At 68.6% G+C, this 16,217-nt stretch carries 15 protein-coding genes; 9 read left to right on the top strand and 6 right to left on the bottom strand.

What is annotated here, in order from left to right; genetic code table 11:
- Window positions 1-5: 5 nt before the first annotated feature.
- The 3 genes from AOZ53_RS00200 to AOZ53_RS00190 are packed head-to-tail and all read left to right on the top strand — an operon-like array spanning window position 6 to window position 3,196.
- Complete coding sequence (locus AOZ53_RS00200) at window positions 6-1,193, top strand: sugar ABC transporter permease (RefSeq protein WP_054431684.1); 1,188 nt, start codon at window positions 6-8, stop codon at window positions 1,191-1,193.
- Window positions 1,186-2,268 (top strand): lactonase family protein, encoded by a 1,083-nt coding sequence (locus AOZ53_RS00195; protein ID WP_054486553.1) that lies wholly within the window; start codon window positions 1,186-1,188, stop codon window positions 2,266-2,268. Before AOZ53_RS00200 ends, AOZ53_RS00195 begins: the two co-directional genes overlap by 8 nt.
- A gap of 16 nt (window positions 2,269-2,284) precedes the next feature.
- Window positions 2,285-3,196, top strand: coding sequence for an NAD-dependent epimerase/dehydratase family protein (locus AOZ53_RS00190; RefSeq protein ID WP_054486552.1), 912 nt, complete (start codon window positions 2,285-2,287; stop codon window positions 3,194-3,196).
- A gap of 21 nt (window positions 3,197-3,217) precedes the next feature.
- Here the strand turns inward: AOZ53_RS00190 and AOZ53_RS00185 are convergent, their stop codons facing one another.
- From AOZ53_RS00185 to AOZ53_RS00160, 6 genes are all read right to left on the bottom strand, one after another.
- Window positions 3,218-4,237 (bottom strand): LacI family DNA-binding transcriptional regulator, encoded by a 1,020-nt coding sequence (locus tag AOZ53_RS00185; RefSeq protein WP_054431687.1) that lies wholly within the window; start codon window positions 4,235-4,237, stop codon window positions 3,218-3,220.
- Between the two features lie 13 nt (window positions 4,238-4,250).
- Complete coding sequence (locus tag AOZ53_RS00180) at window positions 4,251-4,625, bottom strand: tautomerase family protein (RefSeq protein WP_054431688.1); 375 nt, start codon at window positions 4,623-4,625, stop codon at window positions 4,251-4,253.
- A 156-nt stretch (window positions 4,626-4,781) separates the two neighbouring features.
- A complete protein-coding gene (locus AOZ53_RS00175) occupies window positions 4,782-6,071 on the bottom strand; it encodes a quaternary amine ABC transporter ATP-binding protein (RefSeq protein ID WP_054486551.1) in 1,290 nt (429 codons plus the stop codon).
- Entirely contained in the window at window positions 6,068-6,925 is an 858-nt protein-coding gene (locus AOZ53_RS00170) for an ABC transporter permease (RefSeq protein ID WP_054431690.1), read from the bottom strand. Before AOZ53_RS00170 ends, AOZ53_RS00175 begins: the two co-directional genes overlap by 4 nt.
- Before the next feature lie 277 nt (window positions 6,926-7,202).
- Window positions 7,203-8,204, bottom strand: a complete 1,002-nt coding sequence (locus tag AOZ53_RS00165; protein ID WP_054431691.1) for an ABC transporter substrate-binding protein — start codon at window positions 8,202-8,204, stop codon at window positions 7,203-7,205.
- A 416-nt stretch (window positions 8,205-8,620) separates the two neighbouring features.
- On the bottom strand, window positions 8,621-9,892 hold the full coding sequence (locus AOZ53_RS00160; RefSeq protein WP_156333148.1) for a class I SAM-dependent methyltransferase: 1,272 nt from the start codon (window positions 9,890-9,892) through the stop codon (window positions 8,621-8,623).
- A 212-nt stretch (window positions 9,893-10,104) separates the two neighbouring features.
- On the opposite strand from AOZ53_RS00160, the gene AOZ53_RS00155 reads away from it, so the two are divergent.
- The 6 genes from AOZ53_RS00155 (at window position 10,105) to AOZ53_RS00130 (ending at window position 16,217) form a co-directional block, all read left to right on the top strand.
- The gene (locus AOZ53_RS00155) at window positions 10,105-11,253 is read left to right on the top strand and encodes a Bcr/CflA family multidrug efflux MFS transporter (protein WP_054486550.1); all 1,149 of its coding nucleotides are present in this window, start codon (window positions 10,105-10,107) and stop codon (window positions 11,251-11,253) included.
- 438 nt (window positions 11,254-11,691) lie between these two features.
- The gene (gene rpmB / locus AOZ53_RS00150; RefSeq protein WP_006390601.1) at window positions 11,692-11,928 is read left to right on the top strand and encodes a 50S ribosomal protein L28; all 237 of its coding nucleotides are present in this window, start codon (window positions 11,692-11,694) and stop codon (window positions 11,926-11,928) included.
- Window positions 11,929-11,965: 37 nt separating this feature from the next.
- Window positions 11,966-12,133, top strand: coding sequence for a 50S ribosomal protein L33 (gene rpmG / locus AOZ53_RS00145; RefSeq protein ID WP_003810296.1), 168 nt, complete (start codon window positions 11,966-11,968; stop codon window positions 12,131-12,133).
- Between the two features lie 219 nt (window positions 12,134-12,352).
- A complete protein-coding gene (locus AOZ53_RS00140) occupies window positions 12,353-13,582 on the top strand; it encodes an ABC transporter substrate-binding protein (RefSeq protein WP_082380540.1) in 1,230 nt (409 codons plus the stop codon).
- Window positions 13,582-15,459 (top strand): ABC transporter permease, encoded by a 1,878-nt coding sequence (locus AOZ53_RS00135; RefSeq protein ID WP_054486549.1) that lies wholly within the window; start codon window positions 13,582-13,584, stop codon window positions 15,457-15,459. Before AOZ53_RS00140 ends, AOZ53_RS00135 begins: the two co-directional genes overlap by 1 nt.
- On the top strand, window positions 15,456-16,217 hold the full coding sequence (locus tag AOZ53_RS00130; RefSeq protein WP_054486548.1) for an ABC transporter ATP-binding protein: 762 nt from the start codon (window positions 15,456-15,458) through the stop codon (window positions 16,215-16,217). The genes AOZ53_RS00135 and AOZ53_RS00130 overlap by 4 nt, the downstream gene beginning before the upstream one ends.

The raw sequence follows: 16,217 nt of genomic DNA, 5'->3' as shown, positions 1-16,217 counted from the left end.
ACGCCATGACCCAGATGCTCGCTTCCTCCTCTTCCGAACCGCGCCCGCGCGGCGGCCATCCGCCGCTGCGGCAACTGTTCGCGCGCCACAAGCTGCTGGCCATGGTGCTGGCCCTGGCGCTGATCTGGCTGTTCTTCTGGCACCAGACCAACGGCAGCTTCCTGCGGCCCAACAGCATCTCCAACCTGCTGCTGCAGATGTCGGTCACCGGCATGCTGGCCTGCGGCATGGTGCTGGTCATCATCGCCGGCGAGATCGACCTGTCGGTCGGCTCGCTGCTCGGCCTGCTGGGCGGCCTGGTCGCCATCCTGACGGTGAACCTGGGCTGGAACACCTGGCTGTCGGTGGCGGTGGTGCTGGCCGCCGGCGCCGCGCTCGGCCTGGTCAACGGCTGTCTCACGACCCGCCTGCGGGTGCCCTCCTTCATCGTCGGCCTGGGCGGCATGCTGGCCTACCGCGGCCTGCTGCAGTTGAGCACCGACAGCGTCACCATCGCCCCGGTGCCCGACGACCTGGGCGCCATCGCCCAGGCCTTCGTGCCGCCGGCCCTGTCCTGGCTGCTGGCGGCGCTGATCATCGCGCTGGCCTGCGGCCTGACGCTGGCGCGGCGTCGCCGCCACCGCCGGCTGGGGCTGGCCGTGACGCCGCGCTGGCTCGATGCCCTGCGCATCGGCGCCATCGCCGCCACCGCCGCCGGCTTCGTGCTGGTGCTGAACCGGGCCAACGGCGTGCCGCTGCCGGTGCTGATCCTGCTGGCGCTGCTGGGCGTGTTCTCATGGATCGCCACCCAGACGGTGTTCGGCCGCCACGTCTACGCGGTCGGCGGCAACGTCGAGGCCAGCCGCCTGTCCGGCGTCAACGTCCAGCGCGTCAAGCTGATGGTGTTCATGCTGATGGGGCTGATGTGCGCCTTCGCCGGCATCGTCACCACCGCGCGCTCGGCGGCCGGCTCGCCGTCCGCCGGCGTGGGCGGCGAACTCGACGCCATCGCCGCCTGCTTCATCGGCGGCACCTCGATGCGCGGCGGCTCCGGCACCGTGTACGGCGCGCTGATCGGCGCGCTGGTCATGGCCAGCCTGGACAACGGCATGCAGCAGATGAACGTGGACACTTCCTGGCAGATGATCGTCAAGGGCGCCGTGCTGGTGCTGGCGGTGTGGATCGACGTCGCGACGAGGCCCGAACGTGCGTAACGACACCCCATCCCCCGCCCCCGGCGATTGCGTGCTCGCGGTGGGCACCTACACGCAGGCCATGCCGCATGTGCAGGGCCGCGGCCTGGGCATCCACCTGCTGGCGTTCGAAGCCGCGACGGCCTCGTTCCGGTCCTTGCAAGTCGTGTCCGGTCCGATCAATCCGTCATACCTGTGCGCGGCCGCCGGGCGCCTCTACAGCGTCAGCGAGCAGGAGCGCGACGCGACGCTCGATATCTACGCGATCGAGGCCGGCGCGACGGTCCTGCGCCCCATCGGCCAGATCGCAACGCCCGGCGCCGCCCCCTGCCACGTCAGCGTCAACCTGGTGGCCCGGCAGTTGTACGTGTCGAACTACGGCTCCGGCGAACTGCTGTGCTACGCGCTCGACGCCGAGGGCCTGCCGCGCGGCGCGCCCCAGGTCATCGCGCGGCGCGGCGCCGGCCCGCGCGCGGACCGCCAGGAAGGACCGCACGTGCACTACGCCGCGCCCAGCGGCGACGGCGCGCGGGTCTACCTGTGCGACCTGGGCACCGACACCATCGCCTGCTACCGCGTGCTGCCCGACGGCCTCGACCCGGCGCCGGCGCGGGAACTGCGCACGCGGCCCGGCGCCGGACCGCGCCACCTGGCCCTGACGGCCGATGGCGCGCACGCGGCGGTGGTCGAGGAGCTCTCGAACACCGTGGCCATCCATGCGCTCGACGAGCCGGCCGGCGAACTGGCGCGCGCCAGCACGCTGCCGCGCGGCTGGCGCGGCGCCAACACCGCCTCCGCCGTGCGCCTGCATCCCGATGGTGAATGGCTCTACGCCGCCAACCGCGGCCACGACAGCGTGGCCGTCTACCGCCTGCACCGCGTCGCCCCCTGGCTCGACCTCGTCGGTTTCATCGACATCGGCGGCCGCGCGCCCCGCGACATCGCGCTCACGCCCGACGGCGCCTTCCTGCTGGCGGCGTCCCAGGACGACCACTTCATCCGCGCGCTGCGCATCGACCCGTCCACGGGCCTGGCGCAGGCGCAGGGCGATCCCCACCTCCTGGCCTCGCCCGCCTGCCTTTGCCCCCTGCCCTGAACCGGAAGCTTTCACCGTGACCTCTCCCCTGCCCCCCGCCCGCATCGTCGTCACCGGCGCCACCGGCCAGCTCGGCCGCAAGGCCCTCGCCATCCTGGCGCGCCAGCCCTGGTGCGATCACCTGATCGGCATCGACCTGCAGGCCGACGACACCGTCTTCAGCCCCGAAGTGCGCGACCGGCTGACCCTGGTGGCGGCCGACCTGGAACGCCCCGACCCCGCCTGGACCCGCCACTTCGCGGGCGTGGACGCCGTGCTGCACCTGGCGGCGCGGCACTCGACGCCGGACGCCAGCTGGGAAGAAGCGCTGGGCTCCTACAACATGACCCTGAACGTACTCACCGCCGCCGCCACGCACGGCGCGCGGCGGCTGGTGTTCTCGTCATCCAACCACGCCATGGGCGGCTATAAGGACCTGCCGCTGGCCGCCGCCATCGGACCCGGCAAGCTCACCGCCGAGACCGAGCCCGCGCCCGGCACGCGCTGGTTCGACGGCGAACGCGAGGTGCACTCGCTGGCCTACGGCACGTCCAAGGTGATGGGCGAACGCCTGTGCCGCGCCTACTCGGCGGTCACGCAGGGCCGGCTGTCCACCGTGATCGCGCGCATCGGCTGGATCCTGCCGGGCGACAACGACCCGCGCGACATGACCTACTCCGGCGTGGCGCATCCGCGCGCGCCAGTCCCTGACGCCCACGACGAACCCGCCCGCCGCGCGCTGGCCTGGTTCCACGACATGTGGCTGTCGAATGAGGATCTCGAACGCCTGCTGATCGCGGCGCTGACGGCGGACGCGTCGCGCTGGTCCGACGGCAGCGTCACGGTCAACGGCGTCTCGGCCAACCAGGGCAGCGCCTGGAACGTGGCCGACGCCCGCGACAGCATCGGCTATGCGCCGCAGGATGACGTGCGAAAGCGCCTGCGCTGAAGGCCGGCGCGCGCGCCGCGCTCAGCCGGGCGGGCGGGTCGAATCCCGCACCACCAGCTCGTAGCCAAGCGTGCGCACCCGCGCCTGCGGTTCGCGCGAGGCCAACTGCTCGACCGCCGCGTAGGCCATCTCGCGGATGGGCTGGCGCAGCGTGGTCAGCTTGGGCCAGGTCTGGCGCGACAGCGGCGTGTCGTCGTAGCCCGCCACCGACAATTCCTGCGGCACCCTGAGGCCGCGCACATGCGCGACATACAGCACGCCGGCCGCCATGTCGTCGTTGGCCGCGAAGATCGCGGTCGGACGCTGCGCGCGCTCAAGCAGCCGCTGGCCGCACTGCACCCCGGAATCGAACGAATGCAGGCCCTGCTCGACCAGCGTCGGGTCGTAGGCGACGCCCTGTTCCGCCAGCGCGTCGCGGTAGCCGTGCAGGCGCTCGCCCACCGCGCCGTGGTCGGGATGGCCGGCCACGAAGCCGATGCGGCGATGGCCCAGGTCCAGCAGGTAACGGGTCATGTCGCGCGCCGCGGCGCGATCGTCGGTGCTGACTTCCAGTCCGCGCGCGCTGGGCGATCCCGGCGCCAGCCGCACATAGGGCACGTCGCCATCGTCCAGCGCCGCGATCAGCGCGCGCACGTCGGACAACGGCGGCGTCAGCACCAGCCCGGCGCAGGCATGCTGCCGCGCCGCCTGAACGATCTGCGCGGCCAGGTCGGGCGCGCGGTAGTCGCAGGGATGCAGCAGCAGGCTGTAGAAATAGCGCTTGCAGGCGTCGAGCGCGCCGTGCTGGATGTTGATCAGGTAGTTGTCGCTGGGATTGTCGTAGACCAGCATGATCAGGTCCGAGCGCTTGCTGGCCAGCCGGCGCGCGGACGGATTGGGCTGGTACTTGAGCAAGGCGATCGCGGCCATGACCTTGGCGCGGGTCTTCTCGCTGGTGTTCGGCTCGTTGTTCAACACCCGCGAGACGGTCTTGATCGACACCCCCGCTTCGGCCGCCACGTCGTCGACGGTGACGGAGCCCTTGTCCTTGCCGATCGCCATGCCGGAGCCCCGCTCAGCGGCCCGCGGCCTTGGCGCTCAGGCCGTTGGCCACGCCCATGTCGGTCTTGGGCACGTCGCGGATCAGCACCCGCACGTCTTCGCCCGAAATGCCGATGCTGTCGCACACGGCCCGGTTCAACGCCGCGATAAGCGCCGACTTCTTGGCTTCGTCGCGGCCCTCGATCAGCGCGGCGTCGACGCGCGCCATGGCCTTGCCGATCTCGCCCGCCACGATCACGTGTTCAGCGGGGATTTCCTGCAGCACGATGCGCACGCTGGACAGCGGCGCGGCGATGCTTTCCACGACCGCCTGCGAGGCCGCCTGCAGCAAGGCGGTCTTCTGGGCGGCCGAATGGCCCTGCATGATCTGGACATTCAAGATTGGCATGACGGATTCCGATATTCCGAATAGTGGCACGCCGGCAGTCGGCGCCGGCCAGCCATCATATCCGGACTGGCCCCGGGCGCAAGCCTGGCCGCGCCGGGACCGCATCGTCATGACGGGCGGCAGCCGCCGCCCGTCCGCCTGACGGCAACCTGGACGTCAGGCCGCCTCGCCCCGCTGCGCGGGTTGCGGCTGGCCCTGCAGTTCGGCCTCCTGCGCCGCCTGGCCGCCCTCGGCGGCGACCGTGACGGACTCGTCCGTCGGCGCCGTCTCGGCCAGCACCGGCGTCACCAGTTCGACCACCTTCTTGCGCGACAGCATGCCGATGAACTCGTCGTTCTCGCCCGTCACCGCCACCGGCTGGTCGCTGTGCACCAGCTGCGCCAGCACCTCGCCCAGGCCGGCCGTGGCCGGCACCGAGGCCAGGTCCTCGACGAAGCGCGACACGTCGCGCCCGCCTTCACGCACCGCCTGCTCGGCCGCCACCAGCGTCAGCACGCCGGCCAGCCGCTTGCCGTCCAGCACAGGCGCGTACTCGTAGTTCAGCGCCCGCATGCGGTCGACCGAGTGGGCCGGCCGCGAACGCATGGTCAGCGTCAGGCGAGCCGGATTGACGGCGTGGGTCGCGTTCAGCACCTTGGTGCGGTTCACGTCCTGCAGGAACGACTGCACGTAATCGTTGGCCGGGTTCAGCAGGATGTCTTCCGGCGTGCCTTCCTGCACCAGTTCGCCGTCCTTAAGGATGGCGATGCGGTTGCCCAGGCGCAGCGCCTCGTCCAGGTCATGGGTGATGAAGACGATGGTCTTGTTGAGCTTGGACTGCAATTGCAGCAGCTGGTCCTGCATCTCGCGGCGGATCAGCGGATCGAGCGCCGAGAAGGCCTCGTCCATCAGCAGGATCTCGGCATCGGTGGCCAGCGCCCGCGCCAGGCCGACGCGCTGCTGCATGCCGCCCGACAACTGGTGCGGATACTGCTGCTCGAAGCCCGACAGGCCGACCTGCTCCAGCCATTCGCGGGCTCGCTGCTCGCGCTCGGCGCGGCCCACGCCCTGCACGGCCAGGCCGTAGGCGGCGTTGTCCAGCACGGTGCGGTGCGGGAACAGGCCGAAGCGCTGGAACACCATGCTCATCTTCTTCTGGCGGAAGGTCTCCAGGTCGCGCTTGTTCAGGCTGACCACGTCGACGCCGTCGACCAGGATGTGGCCGGCGCTGGGCTCGATCAGGCGGTTGAAGTGGCGGATCAGCGTCGACTTGCCGGACCCCGACAGGCCCATGATGACGTAGATGCTGCCCTCTTCGATCGACAGGCTGATGTCGCGCAGGCCCAGCGTGTGGCCGCTTTCGGCCAGCAGCGCTTCCTTGCTCATGCCGCCCTGCGCGGCTTCCAGCCACTTCTTCGGATGCGGCCCGAAAATCTTGTAGATGTTCTTGACTTCGATCTTGCTCATCGCTGGCCTCCCATGCGCATGCGCTGTCCATACGATTGCGTGATCCGGTCGAACAGCACGGCCAGCACCACGATGCCCAGGCCCGCCAGCAGGCCGCGGCCCACTTCCAGGCGGTTGATGCCGAGCAGCACTTCATACCCCAGGCCGCGCGCGCCGATCATGGAGGCGATCACCACCATCGACAGCGCCATCATCGTGGTCTGGTTGATGCCGGCCATGATGTTGGGCAGGGCCAGCGGCAATTGCACGCCGAACAGCTGCTGGCGCGGATTGGCGCCGAACGCGCGCGACGCTTCCAGCACCTCGCGGTCGACCAGGCGGATGCCCAGGTCGGTCAGGCGGATCAGCGGCGGCACGGCGTAGATCACGGTGGCGATGATGGCGGGGATCTTGCCCAGGCCGAACAGCATCACGACCGGAATCAGGTACACGAAGCTGGGCATGGTCTGCATCACGTCCAGCACCGGCAGCATGACCGAGCGCAGCCAGTTGACGCGCGCCATCAGCACGCCCAGCGGAATGCCGATGACCACCGACAGCCCGGCCGCCATGATCATCAGCGCCAGCGTCTGCATGCCGGCGTCCCACAGGCCGAGCACGCCGATGACGCACAGCAGCGCGCCCATGGCCAGGCTCAGGCCGATGCGGCGGCTGACCAGCCAGGCGATGGCGATGGTGACGCCGACCACGGCCCACCAGGGCGAGCTGCGCAGCACCTGCTCCAGCCACACCAGCGCATGCAGCACGGGCTGGGACAGCGTCTCCAGGGTATCGGCGTAGTTGGTGACCAGATGATCGACGAATCCGTCGATGGCCCCCCGCACCTGACGGGCGGGAATGATTTCAGGAAACATGTATTGACTCCATTTCAGCGCATTCGCCACGCGCCGCGCCCACGGCATCCGGCTCGGAGGCCGGGCCGGCTTCCCGCGCGGGAAGCCGGCGGCGGCGATGGCGAAATACGCTTACAGTCCGGCGCGGGAGCTAGGCATCCCGCGCATTGCCCGCGTGGCGGACAGTCCGCCTGCCGGAGGGCTTTTTCCCCTTGGGGTCATCCCAAGGGGAAAAAGTCCAACCCGGCGGTCCGTCCCGGCCAGCCGGAACGGACCGCCGCCGGAAAGGCGGCGGGGGTTACAGCGCGCTTTGCACGCGCCCGGCGACGTCGGCGGGGACCCACTTGGTCCAGACGTCGGGCTTGTTTTTCAGGAACCACTTGGCCACGGCGCCGGACTCGTCACCGGTTTCTTCCATGTGGGCCAGGGTTTCGTTCATCACGGGCAGCGGCACCGAGACCTTCGACAGGAATTCGGTCAGCACCGGCGCTTCCTGCGAGAACTTGGTGTTCACCGCGGTGAAGACGGGATTGTCGGGATAGGCGCTGGGCTCGGGCTTGGCGCACTTGGGCGACGTCAGGCACTTGTGCTTGTCGGCGTCGTAGGGCGGCATTTCCAGCTTGACCAGGTCCATGGCGCCGACCAGCGGCGTGGGCGACCAGTAGTAGAAGACCACGTTCTGCTTGCGCTTGTAGGCCGACATCAGGGCCGCCTTCTGCGCCGCGCCGGTGCCCGGCGAGTACAGCGTGTAGGAATCGTCCAGCTTGAGGGCGTGGAACAGGTTGGTGCTGGTGACTTCGCAGCCCCAGCCCGCCGGGCAGCCGTAGAAACGGCCCTTGCCGGGTTCCTCGGGGTCCTTGAACTTGTCCTTGAACTTCGGCAAGTCGGCCGCGGACTTCAGTTCGGGCAGGCGCTCGGCGGTGTAGCGCGGGATGTACCAGGCTTCGCCGCCCATGTAGAGATCGCCGATCCGCTTGACGCGGCCGGTCTTTTCGGCGCGTTCCCAGGGGTCGGCGACGCTGTTCAGCCAGATCTCGGTGTTGATGTCCAGGTCACCGCGCTCGAGCGCGGCCAGGGCCGGCAAGGTCTCGGTGGGCAGGGTTTCGGTCTTGCAACCATAGCCCTTTTCCATGATGAAACGTTCGACATCGACCAGGACCAGGTTGGATTCCCAGTTCATGGCGCCGAAATTGATCGGACGCTTGAGTTCGCATTGCGGCGCATCGGCGGCTTGGGCCGATCCGGCGAAGGCAAACAAGACGGCCGCGGCGGCCAGGGTCTTGACGGGGGTGAAACGCATTGGCTTTTGCCTCCATAGGTTCAGGGACACGGCGGCGCTGGTCCAGCCGTGCCATGGAGCTAAGGGGGTTGTGCGGAAGACGGGCAGAACCGCCAATACAAACCGACACTAGCAACAAGAGGATCCGCAGGGTGCGGAGTCTTGCAAGACAGGAGCCTCAAAAACAGAGTTTTCGAGAACCCACAGATAGTGAACAAACTGAAAGAAGAAGCCAGCATCTTAACCGAAATTAATGCATGACCCAAGCCCACCCCTGAACGAATCAGATACATTCACGCCGAAAACCGTGCGGAAAAACCCTTATTCCCAAGAGGCGATTCCCCGTTTTCCCCTGGAGAATCGCCTCCCGAAAATGTAGATACATTTAGTTAATATTTTGTTCGTATAAATACATTTAATGGTCCCGAAACTCGGTTTCAGGGCTTCGGATCGGGGTCCCGGTACATGTAATCGCGTCGCCACGGGTAGGCCAGGTCGGGCGGATTGTCGAGTTCATCCGGACGCCCCGTGGCCGGGTGTTGGCCCACGATCTGGTGCAGCGCGATCCAGCCGTGCTCGAAGCCCATGGCGCAACCCGCCAGGTAGAGCCGATAGGCGCGCAGCGAGCGCTCCCCCTGCTCGCCGCCCAGGATCCGCGCGGCCTCGGCCAGGTTGGCCTCGAGCGCGTCGCTCCAGGCCCACAGGGTCCGGGCGTAGTGCGGTCGCAGGTTTTCGACGTCCACCTCTTCCAGGCCGCCGTTGGTCATGGCCTCCATGACGACGCTGATGTGGGTCAGCTCGCCCCCAGGGAAGATGTACTTCTCGATGAATTCGCCCATGCCGCTGCCCAGCTCGGCGTTGTAAACGCCGGCCGCGGTGATGCCGTGGTTCATGATCAGCCCGCCCGGCTTGAGCAGCCGGCGCAGCTTGGCGAAATAGCCTTCCAGCTGGGCCCGGCCGACGTGCTCGAACATGCCGACCGAGGCGATCTTGTCGTAGGGCGCGGCCTCGTCGAGCTTGCGGTAGTCCAGCAGCTCCACGCGCACGCGCTCGCCCAGGCCCTTTTCCTGGATCAGCCTGCTGACGTGCGCATGCTGGTTGCGCGACAGCGTGATGCCGGTGGCGTCGACGCCATAGTGCTCGGCCGCCCACAGCAACAGCCCGCCCCAGCCCGCGCCCACGTCGAGGAAGCGCTCGCCCGGCCGCAGCCGCAGCTTGCGGCAGATGTGGTCGAGCTTGGCTTCCTGGGCCTGCGCCAGGTTCATGCCCGGCTCGCGGTAATAGGCGCAGGAATAGACCCGGCGCGGATCCAGCCACAGGGCATAGAAATCGTCGGACAGGTCGTAATGGAATTCGATCTGGCGGGCGTCGCGCTCCACCGAGTGACGCCACACCGACATCACCTTGCGCACCAGCTCGGTCAGCCAGCCGCCGCGCGCCGCGTCCACCGGTGAACCCGGCAGCAGCGCCGCGGCCGCCGCCATCACATCGCGCATCGACCCTTCGATGTCGATGCGGCCTTCGACGTAGTCCTGCCCCAGCACGCCGACGGCGCCCTCGGCCAGGTGGGCCAGCGCGGTCTTGTCATGCGTCACGAACCGCACCCGGGGATCCGGCGGCCCGACCACGGTGCCATCGGGCAACACCAGCTGGACAGTGACGGGCAAGGCCTGGAGCTTGCGTTCCACAACAGACAACAAAGGACTCACAGCATCTCCTCTGGAATACGTACGGACACGGACAGACTGTATCGGAAATCACTTGCAATTTGCGTGTAAGGCAGTGCGTGATACAGTCTTTGGCTTGGTGCAAAACGCGCAATGCAGCGCGACGCGCCCTGTCCCTTGCGCGAGCCCCCCTCGCGGTCCACATGCCCCCTACCCTTTCTTCCCGCGGCGCGCTGCCGGGCTGGCTCATTCTCATGGGCGCCCTGACGGCGATCGGTCCTTTCGCCATCGACATGTACCTGCCGGCGTTCCCGACGATCGCCGCCAACCTGGGCGTGCCGCGCGGCGATGTCGAGCGCACGCTGGCCGCTTACCTGATCGGCCTGGCGCTGGCGCAGGTGTTCTATGGCCCGATGGCCGACCGCTTCGGCCGCAAGCCGCCGCTGCTGGTGGGCCTGACGCTCTTCATGATCGCGTCGCTGGGCTGCGCCCTGGCCGGCTCGGTCGAGGCGCTGACCGGCTGGCGCGTGGTGCAGGCGATGGGCGGCGCGGCCGGCATCGTGATTCCGCGCGCCGTCATCCGCGACCATTACGAAACCCACGAAGCAGCGCGCGCCATGTCGCTGCTGATGCTGATCATGGGCCTGGCGCCGATCCTCGCGCCGCTGGCCGGCGGACAACTGCTGGGCATCGCCAGCTGGCGCAGCCTGTTCTGGGTGATGCTGGCCGGCGGCGCCATGCTGATGACGGCCGTCGTGCTCATCATGAAGGAATCGCTGACGCCCGAGCGGGTCGTGCCGCTGCGCTGGCAGACCATCGTGCAGAACTACCGCGCCCTGTTCGCGCACCGCGGCTTCATGGCGCACAGCCTGGCCGGCGGCTTCGGCCAGGCCGGCATGTTCGCCTACATCATCGGTTCGCCGCGGGTGTTCATCGAACTGTACGGCGTCGACCCCAAGTATTACGGGCTGCTGTTCGGCACCAACGCGCTGTCGCTCATCATCTGCTCGCAGATCAGCGCCCGCCTGCTGCGCACCCACACCCCGCGCCAGCTGCAACGCCGCGCCCTGACTGCGCTGGCCTGCGCCAGCCTGGCGGCGGTGGCGTTGACGCTGATGGGCTGGATGACGCTGCCGCTGCTGATGGCCTGCCTGATCTGCTACATGGGCAGCCAGGGTTTCGTGAACCCCAACTCGGCGGCGCTGGCGCTGTCCGACCAGGGCAAGCGCCTGGGCGCGGCCTCGGCGCTATTGGGGACGCTTCAACTGTCGTGCGGCGCGCTGGCCGGTTTCGCCGTCAGCGCCTGGCAGACCGACAGCGCCCTGCCCCTGACGACCACGCTGGCGACCTGCGCCTGCCTGTCCTGGCTGTCGGGCCGCGTGGCGCAATCGCACCCGGTCTGAATGCAGGGACACAAGGTATCGGCGGCCGCGCCGCCGCCCGCCGGTGGAGCATGCCCGCTGCTATCAAGCCGGCGGGCGCCGTCCGGACGCGCCCATCGCGGCAGGAAAGCCACGCTTTTCCCTGCGCCGCGCCCCTGGCACTTGATTTATCTCGATTTTTCGTATTAGAATCTACGTCTTCACATGAAGTTTCCCGTGCTGGACTACTATGCTTTGTAGTTCAACACTCTGACCCCCAAGCGCATTTTTGCGGATGGCAGGCAGCGGGTATAAGCACTGGGCGGGATCCCCGATTCCCCCTCATCCACTAAGACTGGGTGGCCGGCAAGATGGCAAGACCTCGTGGCAAGACCACGACGATCCACGCCTCTGATACAGCCCGGCGGCTGAAACCCTGTCTACCCCCCGGCGATGCGCAAGAATAAATGAGGTGCATCCATGGCACGCGTATGCCAAGTGACCGGCAAAGGCCCGATGGTGGGCAACAACGTTTCGCACGCGAACAACAAGACCAAGCGTCGCTTCCTGCCCAACCTGCAATCGCGCCGGTTCTGGGTTGAAAGCGAAAACCGCTGGGTGCGCCTGCGCGTCTCGGCCAAGGCCATCCGCACGATCGACAAGAACGGCATCGACGCCGTGCTGGCCGACATGCGTGCCCGCGGCGAACTGGCCTAATCGGCCCCCCGCCAATCTGACATACTAGGAGCACGACATGGCCAAAGGTATCCGCGAAAAGATCAAGCTCGAGTCGACTGCCGGCACGGGTCATTTCTACACGACCACCAAGAACAAGCGCAACATGCCCGAGAAGATGCTGATCAAGAAGTTTGATCCGGTCGCTCGCAAGCACGTTGACTACAAGGAAACCAAGCTGAAGTAATTCGGCCGGTCTCCGGAAAGTCGAAAAAGCCCTGCCCTCGCAGGGCTTTTTTCATTGCTGGGCCCTGCATCGCAGGGTCTTCTCACGTTGGCGGACGGACCCGTCCCCCGCCGTTTTCCTTGGCGCTCGGACGCCGCGCATGCTTCAATTGGGCCGCAACAGCAATCGTCCCCTACAAGGCCCGGCTCCGGTCGGACCTTCTTGCCTGCGATATCCGCCATGCTCCGTCCCTGCCTGACCCTGCTGCGCCGCGCGCTCGCTCCCGCGCTACTGGCCCTGGTGCTGACTCCCGTCGCGTCCGCCAAGGACGCCAAAGACAAGGAACCGCCGATCCGCATCGGCGAGATCAACAGCTACAAGGCGATTCCGGCCTTCCTCGGTCCGTACAAGAAAGGCTGGCAACTGGCGCAGGAAGAGATCAACGCCGCCGGCGGCGTACTCGGCCGCAAGCTCGAGGTGATCTCGCGCGACGACAACGGCAACCCCGGCGACTCGGTGCGCGCCGCCCAGGAACTGCTGGCGCGCGAAAAGGTCGACCTGCTGTTCGGCGGCTTCCTGTCCAACACCGGGCTGGCGCTGACCGACTTCGCCAAGCAGCAACAGGTGTTCTTCCTGGCCGCCGAGCCGCTGACCGACAAGATCACCTGGCAGGAAGGCAACCGCTATACCTGGCGCCTGCGCCCCTCCACCTGGATGCACGTGGCCGCGCTGGCGCCCAAGGCGCTGGCCCTGCGCAAGAAGCGCTGGGCCATCGTCTACCCCAACTACGAATACGGACAATCGGCGGTGGCCACCTTCAAGGCCATGATGAAGTCGTTCCAGTCCGACGTCGAATTCGTCGCCGAGCAGGCCGTGCCGCTGGGCAAGGTCGACGCCGGCGCGGTGGTGCAGGCGCTGGCCGACGCCAAGCCGGACGCCATCTTCAACGTGCTGTTCGCCGCCGACCTGACCCGCTTCGTGCGCGAGGGCAACACCCGCGGCCTGTTCGAGAACCGCGCCGTGGTCTCGGTGCTGTCCGGCGAACCGGAATACCTGGAACCGCTGGGCGCCGACACGCCGTCGGGCTGGATCGTCACCGGCTACCCCTGGTACGCCATCGACACCCCGGCCAACAAGACCTTCGTCGAGGCCTACCGCAAGCGCTACAACGAGACGCCCAAGGTCGGCTCGGTGGTCGGCTACGCCTCGCTGATGTCGATCGCCCAGGGCCTGAAGGCTGCCGGCGAAGTCGACACCGAAAAGCTGGTCGACGCCTTCGCCGGGCTGAAAGTGGATACGCCCTACGGCCCGATCCAGTACCGCAAGATCGACCACCAGTCGACCATGGGCGTCTACATCGGCGTCACCGCGGTCGAGGACGGCAAGGGCATCATGAAGGACTTCGCCTACATCGACGGCGCGCGCCTGCAGCCGCCGGATGAACAAGTGCGCAAGATGCGTCCGCACTGATGAGCCTGTCGGGGCTGCTGTCGCAGCTGCTCAACGGCCTGGCGGACGCCAGCGCGCTGTTCCTGGTGGCCGCCGGCCTGTCGCTGATCTTCGGCGTCACGCGCGTCGTCAACTTCGCGCACGGCTCCTTCTACATGCTGGGGATCTACCTGGCCTGGAGCTTCACCCACTATTTCGGCGACGGACCGGGTTACTGGGCCGGCCTGCTGCTGGCGGCGCTGGCCACCGGCCTGATCGGCGCCGCCGCCGAACTGCTGGTGCTCAAGCGGCTGTATCGCGCGCCGGAACTGTTCCAGCTGCTGGCGACCTTCGCGCTGGTGCTCATCATCGGCGACGCCGCCTTGGCGATCTGGGGTCCGGAAGACCTGTTTGCGGCCCGCGCGCCCGGCCTGTCGGGCGCGGTCGAGATCCTGGGCCGGCGCTTTCCCCAATATGACCTGCTGCTGATCGTGGCCGGCCCGGTGGTGCTGGGCCTGCTGTGGCTGCTGCTGATGCGCACCCGCTGGGGCCGGCTGCTGCGCGCCGCCGCCGAGAACCGCGACATGCTGGCCGCGCTCGGCGTCAACCAGGCCTGGCTGTTCACCTCGGCCTTCACGCTGGGCGCGTTCCTGGCCGGGCTGGGCGGCGCGCTGGCCGCGCCGCGCGTGCCCGCCACGCTCGGGCTCGACCTGGAGATCATCGCCAGCGCCTTCGTGGTCGTCGTAGTAGGCGGCCTGGGCTCGATCCCCGGCGCCTTCCTGGCCGCGGTGCTGATCTGCTGCGTCAAGGCCGTCTTCGTCTTCCTGGGCCAGGTGCAAATCGGCCCCTGGCTGTTCAACCTGTCCAAGCTCACGCTGCTGGCCGAATTCGCCGTCATGGCGGTGGTGCTGGTGGCGCGGCCGTGGGGCCTGCTGGGCCGGGCGCCGGCGCCCTCCTCGCACGCGCTGGCGGCCGAGGCGCCCATCGCCCCCGCCGGCCGCCGCCTGCGGCTGGCCTATGGCGCGTTGCTGGCGCTGCTGCTCCTGGCGCCGCTGGCGGCTGCGCAATGGCCCTATCTGGGCATCCTGCTGACCGAAGTGCTGATCGCCGCCCTGTTCGCCGCCAGCCTGCATTTCCTGACCGGCCTGGCGGGCATGACCACCTTCGGCCACGCCGCCTGGTTCGGCCTGGGCGCCTATGGCGCCGCGCTGCTGCTGAAGCTGGCGGCGCTGCCGATGGAAGCCGCCTTGCTGCTCGGGCCGCTGGCCGCCGGACTCGGCGCCGTGGTGTTCGGCTGGTTCTGCGTGCGGCTGTCCGGCGTGTACCTGGCGATGCTGACCCTGGCGGTGGCGCAGATCCTGTGGGCGCTGGCCTATCAATGGGACGACGTCACCGGCGGCAGCAACGGCCTGATCGGCCTGTGGCCGTCGCGCTGGCTGACGCAGGGGCCCTGGTTCTACTACCTGACGCTGGCGCTGTGCGCGCTCGGCATCGCCTGGCTGCGGCGCCTGGCGTTCTCGCCGCTGGGCTACGCGCTGCGCGGCGCGCGCGATTCGGCCCTGCGGGCCGAGGCGCTGGGCATGGACACTCGCCGCATCCAGTGGGTCGGTTTCGTGGCCGCCTCGCTGGCCGCGGGCCTGGCCGGATCGCTGTACGCGTTCTCCAAAGGCAGCATCGCCCCCGACGTGCTCGGCGTGAGCCGGTCGGTGGACGGTCTGGTGATGGTGCTGCTGGGCGGCCTGCAGACGCTGGCCGGCCCGCTGGTCGGCGCGGCGGCCTACACCTGGCTGCAGGATGCCGCGGCGCGCAGCACCGACTACTGGCACGCGGTGCTGGGGCTCGCCATCCTGGCGCTGGTGATGGTGTTTCCAGCAGGCCTGGCGGGCGCCGCGGCGCGCGGGTCGCGGAGGCGCGCATGACCACGGCCGACGCCTTGCTGCGGGTCCAGGGGCTGCGCAAATCGTTCGGCGGCATCGACGCGCTGGCGGACGTCTCGTTCCAGCTCGAGGCCGGCCACATGCTGGCGCTGATCGGCCCGAACGGCGCCGGCAAGTCCACCTGCTTCAACGTGCTGGGCGGCCAGTTGCGGCCCGACGCCGGTTCGGTGCGCCTGGATGGACGCGAGCTGGTGGGCCTGCCGGCCGGCAGGATCTGCCGCCTGGGCGTGGGCCGCACCTTCCAGACCGCCGCCACCTTCCGCTCGATGACGGTGCTGGAAAACGTGCAGACCGCCCTGCTGTCGCGCGACCGCCTGCTGCTGCGCCCCTGGCGCCGCGCCGCCTCGCACCGCCCCGACGAAGCCATGGCGCTGCTGCAACAGGTGCGGATGGCCGACCAGGCCGGCGCGCACTGCGGCGCGCTGGCCTACGGCGACGTCAAGCGGGTCGAGCTGGCCATGGCGCTGGCGCACCGGCCTAAGCTGCTGCTGATGGACGAACCCACCGCCGGCATGGCCACCAACGAACGCCATGCGCTCATGCGCCTGACGCGCGAGCTGGCCGATACGCAGCGCATGGCGGTGCTGTTCACCGAGCACAGCCTGGACGTGGTGTTCAAGCATGCCGACCGCATCGCCGTGCTGGTGCGCGGCAGCCTGCTGGCCGAAGGTCCGCCGGACCGGATCGCGGCCGACGCGCGCGTCCAGGCCGCCTACCTGGGCACCGACGCCCCGGGCTGA

Origin of the sequence: Achromobacter sp. 2789STDY5608621, from assembly GCF_001299375.1 — a bacterium.
GTDB lineage: Bacteria > Pseudomonadota > Gammaproteobacteria > Burkholderiales > Burkholderiaceae_B > Achromobacter > Achromobacter insuavis.
Note: the sequence above shows the minus strand (reverse complement) of the source record. Positions and strands in the feature narration are given on the sequence as shown.

What these genes read in the sequence shown, in the direction of transcription:
- AOZ53_RS00200 (WP_054431684.1), top strand. Translation starts at nt 6, where the DNA reads ATGACCCAGATGCTCGCTTCCTCCTCTTCCGAACCGCGCCCGCGCGGC.
- AOZ53_RS00185 (WP_054431687.1), bottom strand. Translation starts at nt 4,237, where the DNA reads ATGGCGATCGGCAAGGACAAGGGCTCCGTCACCGTCGACGACGTGGCG.
- AOZ53_RS00180 (WP_054431688.1), bottom strand. Translation starts at nt 4,625, where the DNA reads ATGCCAATCTTGAATGTCCAGATCATGCAGGGCCATTCGGCCGCCCAG.
- AOZ53_RS00175 (WP_054486551.1), bottom strand. Translation starts at nt 6,071, where the DNA reads ATGAGCAAGATCGAAGTCAAGAACATCTACAAGATTTTCGGGCCGCAT.
- AOZ53_RS00170 (WP_054431690.1), bottom strand. Translation starts at nt 6,925, where the DNA reads ATGTTTCCTGAAATCATTCCCGCCCGTCAGGTGCGGGGGGCCATCGAC.
- AOZ53_RS00165 (WP_054431691.1), bottom strand. Translation starts at nt 8,204, where the DNA reads ATGCGTTTCACCCCCGTCAAGACCCTGGCCGCCGCGGCCGTCTTGTTT.
- AOZ53_RS00155 (WP_054486550.1), top strand. Translation starts at nt 10,105, where the DNA reads ATGGGCGCCCTGACGGCGATCGGTCCTTTCGCCATCGACATGTACCTG.
- rpmB (WP_006390601.1), top strand. Translation starts at nt 11,692, where the DNA reads ATGGCACGCGTATGCCAAGTGACCGGCAAAGGCCCGATGGTGGGCAAC.
- rpmG (WP_003810296.1), top strand. Translation starts at nt 11,966, where the DNA reads ATGGCCAAAGGTATCCGCGAAAAGATCAAGCTCGAGTCGACTGCCGGC.
- AOZ53_RS00140 (WP_082380540.1), top strand. Translation starts at nt 12,353, where the DNA reads ATGCTCCGTCCCTGCCTGACCCTGCTGCGCCGCGCGCTCGCTCCCGCG.
- AOZ53_RS00135 (WP_054486549.1), top strand. Translation starts at nt 13,582, where the DNA reads ATGAGCCTGTCGGGGCTGCTGTCGCAGCTGCTCAACGGCCTGGCGGAC.
- AOZ53_RS00130 (WP_054486548.1), top strand. Translation starts at nt 15,456, where the DNA reads ATGACCACGGCCGACGCCTTGCTGCGGGTCCAGGGGCTGCGCAAATCG.